The organism is Bacteroidota bacterium (genome assembly GCA_030706745.1).
In the GTDB taxonomy this organism is placed as follows: Bacteria; Bacteroidota; Ignavibacteria; order Palsa-1295; family Palsa-1295; genus PALSA-1295.
Map to the genome: position 1 here is coordinate 1 of JAUZNX010000003.1, position 20,824 is coordinate 20,824.

22 protein-coding genes and 1 riboswitch are annotated in these 20,824 nt (G+C 53.8%); of the genes, 15 read left to right on the forward strand and 7 right to left on the reverse strand.

Annotated features, from left to right (window positions below; translation table 11 throughout):
* Positions 1-79: 79 nt before the first annotated feature.
* Together Q8902_04735 and Q8902_04740 are read left to right on the forward strand one after the other, a co-directional pair.
* Positions 80-1,069, forward strand: coding sequence for a T9SS type A sorting domain-containing protein (locus tag Q8902_04735; protein ID MDP4198860.1), 990 nt, complete (start codon positions 80-82; stop codon positions 1,067-1,069).
* Between the two features lie 36 nt (positions 1,070-1,105).
* Positions 1,106-1,318, forward strand: a complete 213-nt coding sequence (locus Q8902_04740) for a hypothetical protein (GenBank protein MDP4198861.1) — start codon at positions 1,106-1,108, stop codon at positions 1,316-1,318.
* Positions 1,319-1,330: 12 nt separating this feature from the next.
* Here Q8902_04740 and asnB read toward each other — a convergent pair whose 3' ends face one another.
* Positions 1,331-3,175 carry an asparagine synthase (glutamine-hydrolyzing) gene (asnB, locus tag Q8902_04745; protein MDP4198862.1) on the reverse strand — a complete coding sequence of 615 codons (1,845 nt, stop codon included), beginning with the start codon at positions 3,173-3,175 and terminating at the stop codon, positions 1,331-1,333.
* 139 nt (positions 3,176-3,314) lie between these two features.
* Between asnB and Q8902_04750 the strand changes: the two genes are divergently transcribed.
* The 5 genes from Q8902_04750 (at position 3,315) to speB (ending at position 8,023) form a co-directional block, all read left to right on the forward strand.
* Positions 3,315-3,659: a 4Fe-4S dicluster domain-containing protein gene (locus Q8902_04750; protein ID MDP4198863.1), complete on the forward strand. Its 345-nt coding sequence runs from the start codon at positions 3,315-3,317 to the stop codon at positions 3,657-3,659.
* 36 nt (positions 3,660-3,695) lie between these two features.
* Complete coding sequence (locus Q8902_04755; protein ID MDP4198864.1) at positions 3,696-4,529, forward strand: MBL fold metallo-hydrolase; 834 nt, start codon at positions 3,696-3,698, stop codon at positions 4,527-4,529.
* A 188-nt stretch (positions 4,530-4,717) separates the two neighbouring features.
* Positions 4,718-5,431 carry a DUF3575 domain-containing protein gene (locus Q8902_04760; GenBank protein MDP4198865.1) on the forward strand — a complete coding sequence of 238 codons (714 nt, stop codon included), beginning with the start codon at positions 4,718-4,720 and terminating at the stop codon, positions 5,429-5,431.
* Between the two features lie 85 nt (positions 5,432-5,516).
* Positions 5,517-7,121 carry an L-aspartate oxidase gene (gene nadB, locus Q8902_04765; protein ID MDP4198866.1) on the forward strand — a complete coding sequence of 535 codons (1,605 nt, stop codon included), beginning with the start codon at positions 5,517-5,519 and terminating at the stop codon, positions 7,119-7,121.
* The gene (gene speB, locus Q8902_04770) at positions 7,118-8,023 is read left to right on the forward strand and encodes an agmatinase (protein MDP4198867.1); all 906 of its coding nucleotides are present in this window, start codon (positions 7,118-7,120) and stop codon (positions 8,021-8,023) included. The genes nadB and speB overlap by 4 nt, the downstream gene beginning before the upstream one ends.
* A 7-nt stretch (positions 8,024-8,030) precedes the next feature.
* Here speB and Q8902_04775 read toward each other — a convergent pair whose 3' ends face one another.
* From Q8902_04775 to Q8902_04790, 4 genes are read right to left on the reverse strand one after another with little or no spacing between them, the layout of a single operon-like run.
* Entirely contained in the window at positions 8,031-8,639 is a 609-nt protein-coding gene (locus Q8902_04775) for a hypothetical protein (protein MDP4198868.1), read from the reverse strand.
* Between the two features lie 8 nt (positions 8,640-8,647).
* On the reverse strand, positions 8,648-9,244 hold the full coding sequence (locus tag Q8902_04780; protein ID MDP4198869.1) for a hypothetical protein: 597 nt from the start codon (positions 9,242-9,244) through the stop codon (positions 8,648-8,650).
* 6 nt (positions 9,245-9,250) lie between these two features.
* A complete protein-coding gene (locus Q8902_04785) occupies positions 9,251-9,973 on the reverse strand; it encodes a hypothetical protein (protein ID MDP4198870.1) in 723 nt (240 codons plus the stop codon).
* Positions 9,974-9,990: 17 nt separating this feature from the next.
* A complete protein-coding gene (locus tag Q8902_04790; GenBank protein ID MDP4198871.1) occupies positions 9,991-10,992 on the reverse strand; it encodes an ABC transporter ATP-binding protein in 1,002 nt (333 codons plus the stop codon).
* 706 nt (positions 10,993-11,698) lie between these two features.
* On the opposite strand from Q8902_04790, the gene Q8902_04795 reads away from it, so the two are divergent.
* From Q8902_04795 to Q8902_04815, 5 genes are all read left to right on the forward strand, one after another.
* Positions 11,699-11,962 carry a hypothetical protein gene (locus tag Q8902_04795; protein ID MDP4198872.1) on the forward strand — a complete coding sequence of 88 codons (264 nt, stop codon included), beginning with the start codon at positions 11,699-11,701 and terminating at the stop codon, positions 11,960-11,962.
* A 57-nt stretch (positions 11,963-12,019) separates the two neighbouring features.
* Entirely contained in the window at positions 12,020-12,277 is a 258-nt protein-coding gene (locus tag Q8902_04800; protein ID MDP4198873.1) for a hypothetical protein, read from the forward strand.
* 143 nt (positions 12,278-12,420) lie between these two features.
* Entirely contained in the window at positions 12,421-13,881 is a 1,461-nt protein-coding gene (locus Q8902_04805) for an OmpA family protein (GenBank protein MDP4198874.1), read from the forward strand.
* Positions 13,882-13,992: 111 nt separating this feature from the next.
* Positions 13,993-14,307, forward strand: coding sequence for a hypothetical protein (locus Q8902_04810; protein MDP4198875.1), 315 nt, complete (start codon positions 13,993-13,995; stop codon positions 14,305-14,307).
* The gene (locus Q8902_04815; protein MDP4198876.1) at positions 14,304-14,468 is read left to right on the forward strand and encodes a hypothetical protein; all 165 of its coding nucleotides are present in this window, start codon (positions 14,304-14,306) and stop codon (positions 14,466-14,468) included. Before Q8902_04810 ends, Q8902_04815 begins: the two co-directional genes overlap by 4 nt.
* A 73-nt stretch (positions 14,469-14,541) precedes the next feature.
* Here the strand turns inward: Q8902_04815 and Q8902_04820 are convergent, their stop codons facing one another.
* On the reverse strand, positions 14,542-15,705 hold the full coding sequence (locus tag Q8902_04820) for an ABC transporter permease (GenBank protein ID MDP4198877.1): 1,164 nt from the start codon (positions 15,703-15,705) through the stop codon (positions 14,542-14,544).
* 26 nt (positions 15,706-15,731) lie between these two features.
* A complete protein-coding gene (locus Q8902_04825; protein MDP4198878.1) occupies positions 15,732-16,667 on the reverse strand; it encodes an ABC transporter permease in 936 nt (311 codons plus the stop codon).
* A gap of 40 nt (positions 16,668-16,707) precedes the next feature.
* Positions 16,708-17,000, forward strand: a riboswitch (cobalamin riboswitch).
* Positions 17,001-17,180: 180 nt separating this feature from the next.
* Here Q8902_04825 and Q8902_04830 point away from each other — a divergent pair.
* From Q8902_04830 to Q8902_04840, 3 genes are read left to right on the forward strand one after another with little or no spacing between them, the layout of a single operon-like run.
* On the forward strand, positions 17,181-19,127 hold the full coding sequence (locus Q8902_04830) for a TonB-dependent receptor (protein MDP4198879.1): 1,947 nt from the start codon (positions 17,181-17,183) through the stop codon (positions 19,125-19,127).
* A 1-nt stretch (position 19,128) separates the two neighbouring features.
* Positions 19,129-20,202 (forward strand): hypothetical protein, encoded by a 1,074-nt coding sequence (locus tag Q8902_04835; protein MDP4198880.1) that lies wholly within the window; start codon positions 19,129-19,131, stop codon positions 20,200-20,202.
* A gap of 26 nt (positions 20,203-20,228) precedes the next feature.
* Positions 20,229-20,774, forward strand: coding sequence for a hypothetical protein (locus Q8902_04840; protein MDP4198881.1), 546 nt, complete (start codon positions 20,229-20,231; stop codon positions 20,772-20,774).
* The last annotated feature ends 50 nt before the right edge of the window (positions 20,775-20,824 follow it).

Consider the following 20,824-nt stretch of genomic DNA (forward strand, 5'->3'; position numbering starts at 1 on the left):
AAGCCCATGGTCTTACAGATGGCCGTCGCTCGAAAACTCATACATCTCCTCTATGCGATGGAAAAGCATCAACGGGCATATGACCCTAAATATCAAAAATCACAACGGAACGGAGGAACGAACTAATACGGTATCTCCGGACTCAACCGGGTTCTACGATCTTCGGCAGATTATCACCGATGGTTGCGGCTCCGTCATGACTTATCAATGGACGGGGACGAATCCGCCTAAATTGTTTATCTCAACAGATCGAGGGGACTCTTGGATGGCCGCTGATTCGAGTATCCCTAATTATTATGGTTCTTTTGCTCGTGACAATCAATGCCACCTCATTTTGTGGAATAGGTATGGGATCTTCGAATCGTCGAACCATGGTGTGCATTGGGACAAACGCTATGAGGGAGCAATGGATACCGAGATTCAAGCCGCCGCATTTGATAGCAAGCAAAGGCTATTTGCATTGACCGCGAATGGCAATCTATTCCGCTCCTCTGATTATGGTCGCTCTTGGCAGTCAGTTTCAAGCGTGAACGAGGGTGGCCAAAAATATCTTTGGATTGATCCGAAGGATGATCTCTACACCCTGAGCGACATCGGGGCTGGCCTTCTTCTCTCAACCGATGGTGGGAATACCTGGTCGGTCGATACGCTGGGAATCGGCAACTCCTCCGCTAGTGGGATGGCATTCTCAAAAGATGGATACGCCTATGCTGTAACTCGAAGGGGTCTTGGTCTTATGAGATCACCACTTCTGGGCTTGAGCGTTAAGGGAAATGGCGAAGTACCAATGAACTCTACTGATGTTCAGTCTTTTCCCAACCCCTTCACCCGCTCGACCACCATTCACTTCGCGCTGCCGAAGCCGGAGTATGTGACAATTGCTGTGTTTGATGCCGAAGGCCGCGAAGTCGCGCGGCTGGCGAGCAGGGAGTTCGGTGTGGGCGCGCATGATGTGACGTTCGATCGCAGCGAAGGCAATACGCATGGCGCACTTCCGGCGGGTGTCTATTTCTACCGCATCACTGCTGGCGGAGAAGCGCAAACGCAAGCGATGATCGCCGAGCCGTAGTAGAACCGAATAGCGATTGACATGCGTTTTGCCAGCATGATTAGCAGACATCGACACACCACAATTGAGAGCAAGACCGCTCCGAAGCCACGCAAGCGTGCAGTGGTGAAAACGCGCGCGAACAGCCGCTATTCGTTCGAAAACGCCCTGAAATTCTGGAAATCTCACCGCGTTGATCTCTCGACGTTCGAGTTCGACCGGGCCGAAGCCAATGAGTCCCACCTATGGGCGATGATCGTTATGGATTGAGATGCGTTCGGCTCACCGCGCCGTTTGATCCGCATGGCATCGCCACCAATGCTCCAGGACGATGATGCTCCAGGGCTTCAGGTAATGCGAGTGGCCGGTGATGAAGTCGCGATGAACTTTGGCGACGCCCTCTTTTCGTAAAAGCCCCTCCTCAATGAGTGCAAGATTGCCGTTGGCGAGTAAATCAAGTTCGGGCTTGAGCGCGCCACGGAGCAGCCACTCGTGCATCGGTAGCTCGAAGCCAGACTTCGGCTTTTCGAGAATCTCGTTGGGAATCACGTCCCTGACAGCGTCCGCCAAAAGCTGTTTCGATCCGCCGCGCGCCTTAAGTTCGATTGGAAGTTGCCACGCGAATTCCATTAGCTCCTTGTCCAGCAACGGTGCTCGGGCTTCGAGGCTGTGCGCCATTGTCATCTGATCGAGATCGCGAAGCAAGGTATCGTGGAGATAGTACTGCAGATCGTGCTCGATAATACTTTGTAAATCTGGTTTTGGCACATAGGTCCTATAGGACTTATACGACTCACTCGAAGAATTCGCGAGCAATGAAGTAATCTCCTCAGCAGAGAACAGCGACCGGATGTTTGCCGGATCGAGCAATGCTCTCACGGCAGTGGCAGAGCGGCTGCCGGTATCTTTCGGGAGTAATCTAGCAAACCGATGCCGCAGTCCCGCCGGGAGCGACCACACCAATTCTGCCAGTTTCTTATGCTGGGCAAGCCAGCGATATTTGCGGTAACCCAAGAACAGCTCATCGCCGCCAACGCCACTGAGTACAACCTTGAGCGATGGACTTGCCGCGCGCGCGAAGTGCGCGACGAGGAAGGTGTTCAGCCCATCGCCCGTCGGGGAATCCATCGCGCTGAAGAACTTGGGAAGCAATGCCGCCACATCCTCTCCGGATATGATTCGCTCGTGATGACGCGTGCCGAATGCGGTTGCCCCGATGCGCGCCATCTCCGTTTCCGAAGCAACGTTCTTCGAGTGAAAACCGATGGAGAACGTCTCGATGGGTTTCGAAACTTCGCGAGCCATCAGCCCGACGACCGCGTTCGAATCGAGACCGGCCGAGAGAAATGCTCCGACCGGCACATCGCTAACCAAGCGGTACCGCACTGACTCTTCAAGGAGCCGCCGCGTCTCACGGACGGCCTCGGGATAAGCTATAGCCGTTGGGCTGTACTCGGGAAGCTGGTACCATTGTGAGATGCTGACCGTGTCACTCTTGACTCGCAGGACACTGCCGGCGGGCAAAGTCGATACGCCCTGAAAGATCGAGAGCGGATGGGGAACGGCATAGAACGCCAGGTACTTGCGCATCGCATCCGCCGAAACAAGTGGTCGAACCAAGCCGCTGCGTATCAGAGTCCGTGCTTCCGAGGCGAAGAGAAGGACTGAGCCTAGCGTTGAGTAGTAGAGCGGCTTCTTGCCAATCGCATCGCGGGCAATGAGAAGTTCGTTCGTGCTTGCGCCCCAGAATGCAAACGTGAAAAAGCCCCGCAGATCAGGAATAATCTTATCACCGAACCGCTCCAGCAACGCAAGCAGAACGGCGGTGTCGCTCGGTGGCACGGCCAGTTTGTATTTCGCGCGCAGCTCCCCGTAGTTATATATCTCTCCGTTGAAGATAAGGACATTTCCATCCTTTGATACCATAGGCTGGTGTGCCTCGGCCGATGGATCGATGATGGAAAGCCGGGTATGAGCAAAGCCGAGATGCCGATCGGGAGAAATCCATTGGCCGCTATCGTCCGGACCGCGATGGGCGAGTGAGGCGGACATAGTGGAGAGCTGCCGCCCTGTGTCTTCAGGAAGGGGCGTGCGATCGAGCGAAATCAGTCCAGCGATACCACACATTGTGAGGGACAACGGTAATGGTAAGATCTTTTGTTCGGTGGCGCCTTGTCGTAACAAAATCGCGCTCTCCGCTGTTGAGGGCGCGCAAGTTTCAAATTGGTGTTTTTTCAGGAAACAGGAAAAGGAGAAGCAGAGACTTATGGCCATCATGATCACGACGGAGTGCATTAATTGCGGTGCATGCGAGCCGGAGTGTCCGAACAATGCAATTTATGAGGGTGGCGCAAACTGGACCCTTGGCGGTCAGAGCTTTGGTGCTGACGATCCGGGCCCCAGCGGTGCGGTTGGATTCTTCTCCTCCGATTACTTTTACATTGTGCCGGATAAGTGCACGGAATGCGTGACCTTTCACGACGAGCCGCAGTGCGCCGCTGTGTGTCCCGTCGATTGCTGCGTGCCGGATCCGAATTGGGTCGAACCTCGCGAACAACTCGAAGCCAAGGTGGCTTGGCTGGATGAAGTCGATCCAGGTCGTAAGCGATAAATTTACTGCACTGATTTTCGCGCTCCGTTGCTCAAGATGCAGATAGGACCATATTCGCTCACGCCTATAGAGACCGGCCATTTTGCACTCGATGGCGGTGCAATGTTTGGCGTTGTTCCGAAGAATCTCTGGTCGCGAACGAATCCCGCTGATGAGCAGAATCGGATTGAGATGGCGCTTCGCGCACTCCTCCTCCAGACTGATGGGATGAATATCCTCATCGACAGCGGGATGGGCGATAAGTATGACGAGAAGACTCGCTCGATCTACAAACTCGACAATTCAAAATGGACGTTGTTGAGTTCGCTTGCAGAACGGGGCCTAAAGCCCGAAGATATTACTCATGTGATCCAGACTCATTTGCACTTCGATCATTGCGGAGGGCTTGTGACGCGCACCGAACAAGGCGAGTTGGTCCCGACTTTTCCGAACGCGCGTGTCTTCGTGCAGAAGGATAATCTTGCCTGGGCTCGGAATCCTACGGAGAAAGATCGCGCCAGCTACTTGAAGCATGATTGGGAGCCGATTGCCTCTATCGGTTTGCTCGAAGAGTTGGACGGGCCTGGCGAGCTATTTCCTGGCATCGAGCTTAGGATTTTCAATGGTCATACTCGCGCTCAACAATTGCCGCTCATTCACGACGAGGTTGGCAACCATCTCTTTTACTCCGCCGATCTCTTTCCTACAAAGGCCCACGTCAATCTTGCGTGGATCATGGGTTATGATAACTTCCCGCTGACCACGCTTGAAGAGAAACGCATGCTTTTGCCGGAAGCATACGAGGCAAAATGGTCACTATATTTCGAGCACGATGCAGCGAGTCCTGTCGCCAGAATTGAGAGTACTCCGAAGGGCTTCAGGGCGGCTTAAGGATTTATCCACAGGATCTGCAAAGGACGAGTGGCCGTGCGAAAGCTATAATGTTAATAATTTCGTAATATTTTGGCCGGTTCGAGGGGTGGTTTTCTTCATTCCCTTGGTATATTTGCAGTGTTTAAAGCCCGGTTCGATTGCCCGGAATCGGAAAATGTCGTTTATCACAACTTGGGGGATATAGTATGATTCGTAAAGCAACTGTTGCTACCGTTTTGATTGCAGTCTTTGGATTGTGTGTCGGTCTATCGACTAATGCCAACGCACAAGAAAAAGACGATTGGATGAAGCCAATCACAAAGCAGGGAAGTGCTGCCTTCGTGTTCACTATCAATGGACTTGGGAGTTTTGGTATTGGTGGCCCTGGTCTGGGCGCTGTTCCAGTGCCGATCCAAGGAGACTTCAATCCGAGATCACCAGCCGATTCGATGATGACTCTCAATGGTTTGGGAATGAAGTATTTCTTTTCCGACGATATGGCGCTTCGTGTGGCCCTCGGTTTCAATCACTCCTCGAGAAAGGATTTCGACACTTCGAGTTTCGCGCCTGCTATGACTGCCTGGGGTATTGGCGTAGGTGTGGAAGATCATTTTCGACCGCTCTATAGCGTCAGCCCATACGCAGGGCTTCAGGTCAAATATGCATCTGAATCCGCTGACGAACAGTCAAACCAAAATATCACCTACTCGGGCCATACCTTCGGGATCGGGGCCTTCGCAGGTTTTGATTGGTTTGTGACTCACGGCATCGCCATCGGTGCGGAAGGTGGTCTAGGCTGGATGACTTCGAGTTTTAGTCAGACATTGAGCGGAACCGGCGGATCAACCACAACAGGTCCAGACGTTTCCAGCATTGCACTCGCGATGGACGGGCTCGTCCACGTTGTCGTCTATTTCTGATTGGAATAGAAACGCTTGTTAAGCCCTCCAAATTGGAGGGCTTTTTATTATCATACTGCTGTTTAGCTGATTTCGCGGCAATAATTTGGAAACTGACGTCCTCGTTCTCGGCTCCGGCTCGGCCGGACTCTTTTTCGCTCTAACAATTGCGGAGCACTCCTCCTTTCGGGTTCTCATTATCACAAAAAAAGAGCGTTCGGAATCGAACACGAACTACGCACAGGGCGGCATTGCCAGCGTTGAAAGCGAGGAGGATTCTCTCGAAGCGCATATCCAGGACACGCTCATCGCCGGGGCGGGTCTCTGCCATCAGGATGCCGTAGATGTCCTGGTCCGCGAGGGTCCTGACCGTGTGAATGATCTGATTGAACTTGGCGCGAGCTTTACACGCAGTCGTGGCGGAAAGCTCCACCTGGGACGGGAAGGTGGCCACTCGGCGAATCGCATCGTGCATGCGAAGGATCTGACCGGCCGCGAACTGGAACGCGCGCTCCTCACGGCTGTCCAAGAGAAGCAGAATATCAAGATCATCGAGAATCACTATGCTGTTGAGTTGCTAACCGATCATCAACGAGTCGGGCGAAAAGGAAGTCCCAAAACGGTCAATTGTTATGGCGCGTATGTATTAGATGAAGTGACTGGCAAGGTTGAGATTGTTCGTGCCAAACGAGGAGTGATGGTTGCGACCGGTGGTGCGGGACAGGTATATCTCCACACGACGAATCCCGCCATCGCGACCGGTGATGGAATTGCCATGGCCCGCCGTGCTGGAGCCCGCATCGGGAATATGGAATTCATTCAGTTCCATCCAACAACATTGTTTCTACCTGGTGCACACTCCTTCTTGATTAGTGAGGCCGTCCGTGGAGCTGGTGGCATCCTTCGGAATCAAGCTGGCGAGCGATTCATGGAGCACTACGATCCTGCCCGCAAAGAGCTAGCTCCCCGAGACATTGTCGCTCGTGCAATCGATGCCGAATTGAAGCGCAGGGGAGATGACTTCGTCTACCTCGATGTATCGCAACTAGCGGCCAAGGCAATTCGCCAGGAGTTTCCGAACATTTATCGCCAGTGCAAAGAGCATGGCATCGACATCGCGAAGCAGCCAATTCCAGTCGTTCCGGCAGCGCATTATACTTGCGGAGGAATCGTCACCGATCTGAACGGCCGCACGAATATCAACCGGCTGTATGCCGCCGGCGAGGCATCCATGACCGGTGTGCATGGCGCCAATCGACTGGCCAGCAATTCATTACTCGAGGCGCTCGTCTTTTCCCGCCGTGCTGCAATGGACTTGCTCGCGTCAAGCATCAGTGAACGGGATAAGGCAATGTCGATCGAGCTAATGCCTTGGGATGAATCTGGCACCGAGAATGCCGAGGAATGGATTTACGTCTCCCATGACTTGCGGGAGGTGCAGCAGATTATGTGGGACTATGTTGGAATCGTCCGGAGCAATTATCGTCTTGAACGCGCACTCCGGCGTATTCAACTAATTCGGCGAGAGATTGAAGATTATTATCGCCGGACTAAGGTGACAGTCGGATTACTGGAGCTTCGCAATGTAGCCGAGATCGCGCTGCTGATCGTTCGGAGTGCGATGCGACGCAAGGAGAGCCGAGGACTTCACTATACGACAGATTTCCCCAAAACAGATGATCGTCATTGGAAACATGATACGATTCTATGACTAGAGCGTTACCCGAAGCAAAGAATTTTCTCGGCCTGCCGAAGCGATCGAGTACGTATGAAGCGAGTAAAGTCGTCATACTTTCAGCGCCGTATGAGAAGACCACGAGTTATGGCGGCGGTACCGCCAAAGGTCCCGCGGCCATTCTCGATGCATCGCATTATGTGGAATTTCTGGATGACGAGCTCTTCCGCGAATTGTGTTTCGAAATTGGAATCGCTACCATGCCGCCAATAGCATTTGGCAAGCGAGCAGGAAAGTTGATGCTTGCGCATCTTCAACAGGAAGTCGCGAAGCATCTTGATGCCGGCAAATTTGTGGTTACGCTAGGTGGCGAGCATACCATTTCGACAGCTCCCATTCTCGCTCACGTTGCCAGATATTCTAATATGTCTGTGCTCCATTTCGATGCGCACTCCGATCTTCGCCGCGAATATTCAGGGACACCTTACAGTCACGCATGTTTCATGGCTCGCGTTGCAGACGCTGGTTTCCAGATGTCGAACGTCGTTCAAGTTGGGATTCGCGCTCAAGAGAAGGCTGAGTATGACTATGCAGCGCAGATTGGCGTCCAAACCTTTTACGCTACAAAGATTCGCAGGGGAGATCACGGCAGCAGGTGGCAGAAGGCCGTCGTCTCGTCAATTCCTTCCAATGAAGTCTATGTGACCTTCGATGTCGATTACTTTGATCCCGCCATCATGCCATCGACTGGCACACCAGAGCCGGATGGATTCCTCTGGAACGAGACGATGGAGATCTTCCGCGAACTGAATCGCGCCGGCAAGCGGATCGTTGGGTTCGACGTGGTCGAGCTGGCACCGGATTCAAAGGCTCGCCATGCTACCTATCTCGCGGCAAAGCTGGTCTATCGAATGCTCAACTTTGCATTTGCCGGCTGAACGCACGTTACGGCAGACGTTTGAATGTAATATCGTCGAACCACACGGGGTTGCCATGAAGCGACCCGGTCGTCGCCCTGCAACCAGCCGATAACTGTAGCGTGACCGTATCGCTGGGTAGCAGAGAAAGCGTATCTAAAAGCCTCTCGCTGTGCCACTGATCCGTGTCCAAAGTAAGTTGTGTCTTTGTACTCGAGACTCCTCCGTTAGTCTTTATGATCGCCATCCAGCCTGGGGGAAATGTCCCCTCCTGAAGAATGTACTTCATGTGCAGCAGCGTAGTCAGAGAGTATACTCCACTGGAAAGGTTCGTAAAACTCCGGGTCACGTAATTCGTGGCTGGCGGAAAATCGGCTGTGTGTAGCTTCAGCGACCAGGTGCCATCGCCAGGCGGCGCGGAGAGATCGAAATCGACTGTATCCTCTGGAACAGAGGCGTGATAGGTCCAGCCGTTAAGTGAAGGCATGCCATTGATCGCGAAGAGCACGTGGTTCAGAATCACGGTGGTGTCCGGTTTGGAATTGCCCGTCGTGCCGGAAGGCGACGTCGAGGATTTGCATCCACCGACGATAATAATTAACGCGAGAAGAAAGCCAAATGCACGCAATCTCAACATAGCGAATCCTATCTAACCTTTCGAAATGTAACGTCATCAAACCGTACCGCATTTCCCTGGACGCTCGTATCTGCAACAGCCGCTGAGAGCTCAATCGTAACGGTATCGGAAGAAAGCAGCAATAGTGTATCGAACAGGCGCAACGGATGCCATTGGACGCTATCTCCACAACGCATGGTGTCGAGCAGCGATGCCCCGGCGCGCGCCCGTAGAATGCCAATCCATCCTTGTGAGGCCGACCGGTTACTGTACTTCATCTTGGTCCATGCTGTAAGTTCGTAAATTCCCGTCGTGAGATTCGTGAAAGATTGCGTTGCGCGATTGGTCGGATTGGGCGTGTCTGCCTTATGGAGTTCGAGACACCACGTGCCGCCTGTGGGCGCATCCTGCTGGAAGATCGCTGTGTCATCCGATGATGAAGGGTGGAAAGTCCAGCCATTGAGCGAGGGGCCATTGCCGCGCTCGAACATCGCATTGGTTGGGAATCTCAGCGAGTCCGGAGTGGTAGGCGAGTTGGTCGCAGGACCGTTGCCACTGGAGCAAGAAGCAAGAATGGCTGAACAAAGACAGAAGAACAGAAGCTCAAATCTCGTATGTCTAATCAAACTACTTTATCCTTTCAGTTTCCAAAGTGTTTCGATCATGTCATAGCCTTGCGGGTCCATCTGCTTCAAGCGCGCCTTGTCGAACGGCGCATACGAGAGAGGCCCACCAAAGTATGCCTCACTCAGGACTGCAAAATAATCGTGACTGATTCGAAACGGGAAGTGCTGCTGGTTGTTGATCTGAACGTCGTAGACATGGCTCGACTTCGCATGCTCGAATGCGTCATTGATCGTCTGATTGTGCAGGCCGAGCGCCTGCTGATGGTAGGAATACGCCAGCCATTTGAGCAACGGCAACGAGTCGTGAGGCATGTTCGCGTAATCCGGCGCCTGGATTTCAATCGCGCCCTCCATTGCCGGGTCGAGGTCCGGACGTTTCCTTGCCCAGTTTGCCATGCTGTGATAGAGGTGGAGAATTCGTCCGCTATGCGAATTCAGCGACAGCCATAGCGGCACTTCCTTCAGTTGGCCGATCGCGGCAGCCGGTATCCGCTGTTCGATCACACCGAGTTCGAAGTTCAGGATCGAGTCGGAAGATTTCAACAGCGACCCGTGGTTTCGCATCGAGGGATCAATGTAGACCTTCCAGCCGTGGATCGTCTTGACTGTGTGTGGAATCCAACGGCGTGCGGAACCCGCCGGGTGTGGAGCGGCAGGCTTCACCTGCGCGAGTCCATCGCTACTTAAACAGACGACGAACAGAACTGCAAAGGCGATGCGAGTCTTCATAGACCATCTATCTTGTGTTACGCTTCGACCAAATCCGCCGGCCGCTCGGCCTTGACGCGCTCCCAATGGAAGCACGCCGCAAAGTGTCCCTTCTCGTGCTCGATCAGGGCCGGTTCTGACTTGTAGCACTCTTCTGTCGCATACGGACAGCGCGTGTTGAAATGGCAGCCGATTGGGAAATTCGTAGGAGCAGGCACTGTGCCTTCGATTGTCATCAGCCGCTCCGTCTCGATATGAAGCTTCGGGATCGACCCAAGTAAGCCGACGGTATATGGATGAAGTGGGTTGTGAAAGATCTCATCGACATTGGAATATTCCACGATGTGCGCGGCATACATCACGGCCACATTATCCGCGGTCTCGGCAATGACACCAAGATCGTGTGTAATCAAGACGACGCCCATTCCAAGCTCTTCCTGCAAGCGATTGATCAAATCGAGGATTTGCGCTTGGACGGTCACGTCAAGCGCCGTTGTCGGTTCATCCGCAATCAGGATATCGGGTTTGCAGGAAAGCGCGATCGCAATCATCACGCGCTGACGGAGTCCACCCGAAAGTTGATGAGGATACTCGCTGTATCGCTGCTCGGGAGCAGGGATTCCGACCAGACGAAGCATCTCGATCGTTCGTTCTTTCGCCTCTGCTTTTGTCACCTTCTGGTGGAGCAGAATTGATTCTTCGATTTGATTGCCAATCGTAAAAACGGGGTTTAGCGAAGTCATCGGCTCCTGGAAGATCATGCCGATCTTATTGCCGCGAATCTTGCGCATTTCCTCGTCGCTCAGCTTGAGCAAGTCCTGACCATCGAACATCACCTGCCCACCGACAATCTTGCCTGGCGGATCAGGGATCAGCCGCATGATGGATAGCGCTGTGACCGACTTGCCGCAGCCCGACTCGCCAACGACGCCCAATGTCTGCCGGCGATCGACGGTATAGCTGACATCATCGACAGCTTTGGAAACGCCGTCGTCCGTGAAGAAATAGGTCTTGAGGTTCTTAACTTCGAGTAAAGCCATTCACAATAAAGAAATGAGCGCCCAATTCGTAACGATTATGGGAGAGCGCGGGTAGGAAACGGGTTGCTCCCGCATTTCGTCCCCATGTGTGTGCGATCCGTCTTTTCGAAACAGGTGCCCGAAGTTAAAGTAAAACTTTAATTCTCTCTTTTGAATTGTCATTTAATGAACGCCTTCTCCCTTTGCGCGAAAACCCGCATCGATTGTCAATGAGCAATGGGTGCCCATCAGCGCCCTCTCGAATATACGGCGCCCAAAACTGGAAGTCAATAGGTGACTGATCATTTTTGAATTTTATTTTGGCCGCTCGATGTCATCTCCGCGAACCGCCCGCCCTCGACCTGATCGGGGGACGGGAGTCCATTTCCCGCCCATCGCCATAGGGCACATTTCTGGCCGCACGACAATTGGATTCAGCACCAGATCATCAGCTCCTGAGGCGATTCATCGCGCCCTTCATCTTCGCAGGAGTCGCGGTGATGTCCGAACCTGTGACGACTTTGACATACGTGCAGACGTGAGTCGGCTTGCAATTGATAGATGGAGGACAGAATTGTGCTATCTTTGTATTGAACGTTCCATCGAACCGTCTGGCGAGTTGACAAGTCCCTCGGTCCCGGCCCGATCTAATGCTCTGATAATACGCATGGGATACCCCCTGCGCATTCCTATCCCTGACGTCTTCTTCTAATAACTTATTGTGACCATGAAAACAAAGTTCGTGCTCTTCGCTTCCTTGCTTTTGCTCGCGCTCGTCGCGGCATTCAATCCTTCGCGCACGCAGTTTACCAATGGCTCGACCTATATCGGTCCGGAACTCGGGCTGGGAATTGGTTTTGGAAACGGCATCATGTTCGGCGGAATGTTCGAGACGCCGATCACGAATCCCGGCACTGTCGGGCCGGGCCGGCTCGCCATCGCCGCGCGGGTCGATTACTGGAGCTGGGCGAATTCCTATCCCGGCGCTTAATCGTACACGTATTCGTATTCGTACATTCCGATTGGAGTCATTTGCGACTATCACGTTGTGCTTCTCGATCCGAAGGGGATGCAGACCAAGTGGGATCCTTTTGTCGGGATTGGGATCGGATACGTTATTGTCGGTTCGCGTTACTCTGGACCAGCCTCTGGAAATGGCTTCAATCCTTCGTCGAGTTATGGAAGCGGCGCGTTTTTTACCGGTCAGGTTGGAGCGCGATGTTTCTTTTCCCCGTCGATGGCCATTCGCGCGGTATATGGCTTGAGCTATCTTCCATTTTGCGTGGGACTCGACTTCAAGTTCTGAGCATACCGGACGATCTCGTTTCGCGGGTGATGGCCTCGGTCATCACATGCGTGCGTGGTGGTGCGGCGAGCTTCGTGTTCGCAGGAGACCCGTGCCTTTTATTCGTGTCTTTGTATTCTTGAGTTCTCTACTCAAACACCATCATGAAATCAACCATAGTTACACTTTCTCTGCTCTTCGCATTCACTACCGCGAATGCTCAAAGCGTCGCAAAGGCCCGAGTCCACCTCGGCCCCAATATCAACACCGCGAATTCCATCGAGTCGCATCCTGTGCTTTCACCGAATGGTAAAAGTTTATTTTTTTCCCGGGGCACGTTAGGGGCCACTCATGTTTTCCGCTCGGAATTGAACGGCATGAATGAATGGGGGAATGCCGTGGAAATTCCCGAGTTCGACATCAGAGGAGTTGGTGAGGTAGATTACGTTTTTCCCGATGGCAACCGAGTCGTGCTCTCCGGTCACTATAGGGATACCGATGGTGTGTTCGTGTCGGATTACAATGGAACGACATGGACCGAACCAACTCCCATTCAGTTTGAACATACAATAGCGAAATGGTTTTCTCCGAACGCGACATTCAGCACCAACGGAAAGGTTATGATTCTTAGTAACAATACCAAGCTATCAGCAAGCTTCCTCCGATCGAATGGAATTTGGAGCGACCCCGTTGCTATTCCAGAGCTCAATGCCGGGTTACTTTCATATACGCCGTTTCTTGCTGCAGATGATAGGACACTTTACTTTTCTGCCAACGGGTATGGAACACTCGGGGGAAACGACATCGTGAGAACGACGCGACTTGACGATTCGTGGTTGAAGTGGAGCAGACCGGAAGATCTTGACAATACTATTAATTCTCCCGATTGGGAATCGTATTTCTATATGAGTGCCGCCGGCGATGATGCTTATGTGTATAGTCGGGCGGTTGGCAATGGTGACATATACAGGGTCACAATCGCGGCCAAAGCGCGCCCTAACCCCGTCGCTCTAATTACGGGGACCGTCATCAATGCAAAGACAAAAGAACCGCTCGCCGCGGAGATCACCTATGATGATATTGAATCGAACCAGAATGCCGGCGTAGCGAAGACGAACGCGCACGATGGTAAATATAACGTCGTCCTTCACTATGGGAAGAAGTATAGCCTCGCCGCGCGAGCGGAGCATTTTTATGCGCTGTCGGATGTCCTCGACCTGACAACGGTGAGCACGTACCAGGAAATCAGCAAGGATATCCTGATGATGCCGATGGAAGTGGGTGAGACCATCGGACTCCACAACCTGTTCTTTGAAACGAACAAGGCAGAGCTTCAACCAGCTTCATTCACGGAATTGGATCGGCTGGTTGGCATCGTGCACTCGAACCCGTCACTGCGCATTCAAATTGGAGGCCACACCGACAATGTCGGATCATCGGATCATAACTACACACTTTCCCTGGCGAGGGTGAATGCCGTGATCGCCTACCTGACACGCAAGGGCATCCCCTCGAATCAGCTTACGGGTAAGGGGTACGGCCAAACAAAGCCTGTAACCACCAATGCCACCGAAGAGGGACGGGCGCAAAACCGGCGAGTGGAGTTTACAATTCTGGCGCTATAACTGGCACACCTGCTATGGGATCGACGATGTGCTTGGCCGCGGCGTATTCCCATTTCTAATAACTCATTTCTTCCAACTTTTTCTCGAAGATGAAACAAAAAACTCGTCCTCTTGGCTTCGATTCTCTTGCTCGCGCTCACCTCCGCGCCGGCCGCGCGCCCGCAATGGGTGGATACGAAAGGGCCGCGTGATGGGCCGTATGGGGTTACTGTCTATGCCCTTGCGGTGAGTGGCACGAACCTCTTTGCGGGGACTCTCGGCGTCGGCATCGTCTGGCGCCGGCCGCTTCGGAATTCGGAAATAGCGATGTTTCACACATCGCTCCGATCCAAAATTCGATTCAAAGTTACCCCAATACCTTCTCCCAATCCACTACCATCGCTTTCACGCCGGAGACGAGCGGCTATGCGGATGTCTCAGTCGTGAATCTGCTCGGCGTGGAGGTCGCGCGGATATTTTCTGGCGAGCTAACGGCAGGGGAGCATAGCTTCGCGTTAAATCCCTCTGGCTTGCCAGATGGGATGTATGAGTGCCTCATCCGCATGAACGGTCACGTGGAGACGTTGCCGGTGATGTTATCGCGATAGGTTGTGTAGGGGCAAGCTCCAGCTTGCACCACAACATTGTGCAAGCTGGAGCTTGCACCCACACGCACACCATTTATCGTTTCAGCTTCGGGTCGAACGCATCGCGAAGTCCATCGCCAAAGAGGTTAAAGGCGAAGACGGCGATCATGATGGCGAGAGCGGGGAAGAGGGTCAGGCCCCAGTTCGAACCGGCGGCGATGAAACCATAGCCATCGTGGATCATTTGTCCCCAGGTCGAGGTCGGCGGCTGCACGCCAAGTCCGAGGAAGGAGAGCGACGCTTCGTAAATAATCGCGTTCGCAAATCCGGCCGTAGCAATGACGATGATCGGTCCGAGCGAGTTCGGCAGGATGTGCCGGAAGATGGTCCGCTTGTTCGAGAGTCCGAGGGCTTTGGTCGCTTCGACGTACTCGGTCTCGCGCAATGCAAAGAACTGCCCGCGCACGATGCGTGCCATATCGACCCATTCCGTAATGCCAATGGCGAAAATCGTCTGCCACATTCCGAGACCAAGCGCAATCGAGATTGCGATGATAAGCAGAAGCGATGGAATCGACCAAACGACGTTCGTGAACCACATGAGTCCATCGTCAATCCAGCCGCGATAAAATCCTGCCAATGAGCCGAGCAGCACACCGATAAAGAGGCTGCACATCTCGGCGAAGAACGCAACGGTCAGCGAAACACGCGCGCCATACATGAGGCGCGAGAGCACATCGCGGCCATAGCGGTCCGTGCCGAGATAATAGACGGGTGTCTTGTGCCAATCGCTTTCGGAAGTGCCCGCAAGACGGGAGATCGCAATGGAGCGGTCACGGCCTTCCTCGGTTGTGTAAATCACACGGTTGCCCTGAGTGCGGCACTCCGCAATTGGGATCGGGATCGTTTGCGTGGGATCCACCTCGCTCTTCGTAATCAGAACGTTGCCGTGAAAATCCATCGGCTTCGTCGAATACTCGAGCACTTGCAGATTGGGATCGAACGGTGCAAGAAAGCTCGCAAAGGCCGCGACCAGAATGAGAACGAAGGTGGTCCCAAGGCCCAACATCGCCAGCTTGTTGCGGCGCAAGCGTCGCCAGGAGTAATACCAGAGCGAGTGCGGCGTGGTCTTGAGGATGGACTCGTTCTCAGCCCTCCGAAGATCGGTCTCCGCTTTCGTCAGGCGAATCGGCGCCGACGAGCGAGCGAGTGACTCGGCAGGGGCCGATTCGGTGCTGCTGCCAACTGCAATGTCCATTGAGTCCACTTTGTCCTTAGCGTCCACTATGATAGCTTCACCCTTGGGTCCAACCGGGCGTAGAGAATATCGACGATAAAATTTACAACGACGAAAATGGCCGCCGAAAAGATGACCGTACCCTGGATGAGCGGGAAGTCGCTTCGAAGGATCGCATCGACCGCTTGCAGACCGATCCCCGGCCAATTGAAGATATACTCGATGAAGTAGGTGCCGACCAGCAGTCCCGCGAGCCAGGCGCTCACGGTTGTGACGACCGGATTGAGCGCGTTGCGGAGCGCATGACGATACACGATGCCTTTCCAACTCACGCCTTTGGCCTTTGCCGTGCGGACGTAATCGCTCGAGAGCGTCTCGAGCATACTCGATCGCGTGACGCGAGCGATAATCGAAACAGGTCGGAGCGCCAGAACGAACATCGGCAAAATAAGATACTCGATGTGCAACTCATCACCTTGCCACATGTAGCCAGAGACCGGCAGCCAATCCAGCACCGCGCCGAACAGGAGCATGGCGAGCAATCCCATCACGAATGCCGGCACGGAAATGCCGACGAGTGCGAAGATCATCGAAGCGTTATCGATCAGGCTGTAGGATTTGACGGCACTAACAATTCCTATTCCGATTCCGAGGATGGTCGCAATGACCATCGCACTGATCGAGAGCGTAGCGGTCGCGCCAAATCGCTCCCAGATACTGGTCAGTACAGGGCGATTCGATGACCATGAACGGCCGAGATCGCCTTGCGCGACATCACCGATAAAGCGAATGTACCGTTGCCAGGCTGGCAGATCGAGTCCCAGCTGATGCCGAATGGCGGCCTGTGTTGCGAGATCGGCACGCTGACCTTGCATCATGCGTGCGGGATCGGGCAGCAGGTTCATGATCAGGAATACTACGGTCACCACGCCAAAGATGACGAGGACAGAATAGATCAGGCGGCGCAGGGTAAATGCAAGCATCTGAAAGACAAAACTACGTGGGCAGCGAAATCGCTTCGTATATTTGCAGCGAAGATGTGGTGCCTCGCATAAAAGTATGAGCGATCATGCTGTGAGGTGAAAAGGGAATCTCGTGATGCTCGGAGCAATCGTCCGGGCCAATTCGAGAGCTGCCCCGCAACTGTAACTCCGTAAAAGTCCACTGATCGGTCGAAACCGATTGGGAAGGCAAAGGGAGTTATGAGGATGGAGGATGAATCCTGAGATCATCGATGATCTCACAACATTCATCATTCATCATTCATAATTTCTCCGGGAGAAGCCAGGAGACCTGCCACGTCAGAAATAGATCATCTGCCTTCGTGGGAGAGGCAACGGTCGTACCAGCTCCGGCATTCGCGCGCGTTCGCGCCTTTTTCAATCCGGTTTCCGCTCGTACCGCTGTCCGCTCCCGCGTAGGTCCATCGGCATCGACCACGATGCAGGGAGATTCATTTAGTGCAGCGGCCCATCCGCTTCTTTGGTTTTGTCGTTATGCTGCTCATTCGAGCGGGCATTTTGCACGCCCAAACCGAAGATAGCATCAAGCATCTCCCGCCGAAGTCAATCGAGGTCACGGCTCCGCGCGAGTCCGATCTTCACGTTGTCGATCCGCGTGCTAATGAAATAAGGTCCGCGACCGAAATCACCAGCGTGACCGGTTCAACGATTGCCGGCGACGCACTCCGGACGCTCTCTTCGTCCCTAGATATTCGCCGGTATGGCCCGCTGGGTAGTATTGCGATTCCGAGTTTTCGAGGATTGCCGGCCGAGTATACGGTCGTTTATCGGGATGGTATTCAACTCACCAACGAGCAACTTGGCCTGACTGATTTGGGTCAGTTGGCTCTTCACGGTATTTCTCGCGTCGAGTTGATTCCAAGCTCTACGGCGGTGTTGCTCGGAGGTGATGCCATCGGCGCGGCGATTGACCTGGTGAGCCAATGGAGTGACACCGCAACCGTTCGAATTGGAACGGAGCAGTCTGGTTACCAGCATTCCAGCGGCATTCCGGAAAGTGATTACAGCGCCACCGTTGCCGCTCATCCCATAGATGGCCTCGACATATTGGCTGGCGGCTCCAGCGCGCAATCGAGCGGCAAATTCCCGTTCTACCAGAGCACGACCAATAGCTACGTTCTGCGAGAGAATAACGATGTGGTTCTGAGGAGCGCTGATCTTACTGCCAGGTATCAGGCTGACGGTGGTAAGACCATCCAGCTAATCTCCAACTACTTCTCTGCCAATCGCGGCTCGCCAGGATTTGCGACGACGCCCTACCGAGGCGCAGCTTCTTTGGATGAGCGGTTATCCGACGAGCAATACCTCACCGGTCTCAAGTTCGAACAGACCGGCGAACGTTCGTCAAGCACTATCCGCGGATATTATCAGCATCAGTATGAGTCGTTTGCGGGCGCCATTGAAGGCTTCCACGATACAACGAGGAATGAGATGCTTGGGGCGGACGTCACTGCAACATCAACGTTTAGCGAGTGGCTGAAAGGACATACCGGAGTCTCATACCAGCATTCGCGGCTTCTGGGATCGGCTGATGTGCTCACCACGCCAAACGTTGCGATAACCCGAGAGAAGGTTTCGGGTTACGCGGCAGCGATAATCGCACCGGTCGAGTTCTTCCGTGCAGCGCCCTCGGTGCGAGCGGAATACGTTTCGGATATTGCGGCATTTGAGTTACTACCGCAATGCGTCCTCGAGTTTGTGCCACTCAGCGAACTCTCAACCAGTCTGGCCTATAGCAAGAGCTTCCATGCTCCGACACTGAACGCGCTATACTGGAAAGGGCTCGGCAATCCGGCACTCAGGCCGGAGCACTCGGACAACGTTCAAGTGGCGGCCAGTTATTCCTCGGAAACTCTTGTTCTTCATCCACATTTGAGTGCGACATATTTTTATGCACGCATACAGGATGAGATCCTCTGGCAGCCACCCGGAACGGGTGGAGACGCCTGGCAGCCGTTCAATGTCGGGGTGGCGGAATCGAAGGGATTGGAAGTGGCTGGTTCGGCATCGTACAGCATCGATTCGCATTCGTCTGTTTCGGTCGAAGAGCGATACACGTTCCTCTCTGCGCACAACGTGACGCCGGGCGATACGGCCAGTGGCCGGGAGCTGATCTATTCCTCTCCGAGGCGGTCGCTATTGATCGGGAAAGTCCAGCGTGATGATTGGGGATCACTCGCGTTCACGGCGACCTACCAGGGCCACCGCTTTAGCGACCCTGCCAATACTTCGTTGGGCGAGCTTCCGCCAGTCACGACATACGATCTTGTCCTGTCGTCCCGCGAGTTTGCGTTCGGCAATATCGGCTTCCACGTTCTGCTCGGCGTAACAAACGTGACGGACGTGAATTATGAGGAGGTCATCTACTATCCATTGCCGGGTCGCGCCTACAAACTTTCTATTGAACTCAACTACCATTGAAATGAAAAAACGCCATATTGCTTTCTGCGTTGCCCTGCTGTGTGCGGGCACGCTTCCATCCTGCAGTTCGACGACGGCGCCGCCACAATCAAACTTAATTCCCCTAGCGATCCATGATACGATCGAGCTGGCTTCCAGCGATCGGGCACTCTACGTGGTCAACGAGGGCAACTTTGGCAAACTCAACTCGTCGCTTGATGTCGTCGTCTTTCACAGCAGGTTGACAACATCGGATACAACGATCTATCATGGTGTCCTCGCCGGCCTTGGTGCCGGAAATGATGTTGCATTTAACGGGGATGAACTTCTCGTATTGGATAACGGCTCGAACCTGCTCGACCTTGGATCTGAAAATCCGCTCCAGTCCATGTCGGCGCTTCCGATGGGGGTGGACATGCCGAATAAGATGGCGGTGATCGGCACGAACCGCTTGCTCGTCACACGGCGAGCATCGAACAGTGCGGCGATCGTGGACCTGTCGCAGTCGGCAATTGTGGATTCGATTCCACTTGGTGAGCCGAGCGTTGCTGTCGCGGTCCTGAACAATAAGGCGTATATCACTACGGGTTCCTACACCGGTCCCTGGCACCTGAAGATCGTCGATCTTGTGTCGCACGCCGTGAAGAAGACCATACCCCTGGGTGGGTCACCGGAGCAAGCGGTTGCCGACTCCACTTCGAGCAACATTATCATCGGCATGATTGGTGATTATGCCACGGTCTCGCCACAATTCTATTTTGTAAACGCTACAACTGATCTCATCGCCGATTCACTGACCGTTGGCACGCCCAAGGACGATGCCGAGCTTACGACCGGCTCGAAGCACTTCATTATCATGGGTAGCGATATTTATGCGCTTAACGCGCCAACTCACCAGTTGGGAGCAAGCTTGGTACACGCTTCGTCGCCGCTCTACAAGGGCTTCTACGATGGCTCAACCAACCAGATTTTCGCTGGTCTGTATGACTTCACCAGCGGTGCCGGGAAGGTAGAAGTGTATGATGCGACTACTGGTTTGCTGAAATGGTCGTTCGCCACCGGAATCGGCCCTGCACATTTCGCGTTCTACCACTAATTCTATATCAGCATCGCTGCAATACTATGAATCAGAATCGTAATCAAGCCATTTTAGCAGGACTTCTTGTCCTCTTTGCGATGGCGACCCGTGTGCTGTTTAACCAGTTGCACGTATACAATTTCAACGCGGTCATGGCCGCCGGACTATTCGCCGGCGCATTTCTCGGGAATCGCCGATTCGGCATCGTAATTCCGCTTATTGCCATGCTGGCGACGGATTTTGTGCTCGGCTTCTACGATTGGCAACTCATGCTCTTCGTCTATGGCTCGCTGGCCGCGGCCGCATTCATTGGGAAGTGGTACGCCAAGAATGCCACTCTACCACGCTTTGCCACATCGGTTTTGGGCGGCTCGCTGCTGTTCTTCATGGTGACGAACGGTGCGGTCTGGCTTCTGGCGGAAGGGGCGATCTATCCGAAGACGTTGGCTGGGCTCGCACAGTGCTACGCGGCAGGACTTCCGTTTTACCGGAATACGCTGCTCGGCGACATAACCTGGAGCACCGTGCTCTTTGGTAGCTACGAATTGCTCCGTTTCAGGCTCCCGAAGCCAAAGGCAGCCGTAGCATGATGATGACGAATGTTATAGCAACGAAGGCTCTCGCGGAAGCGAGGGCCTTC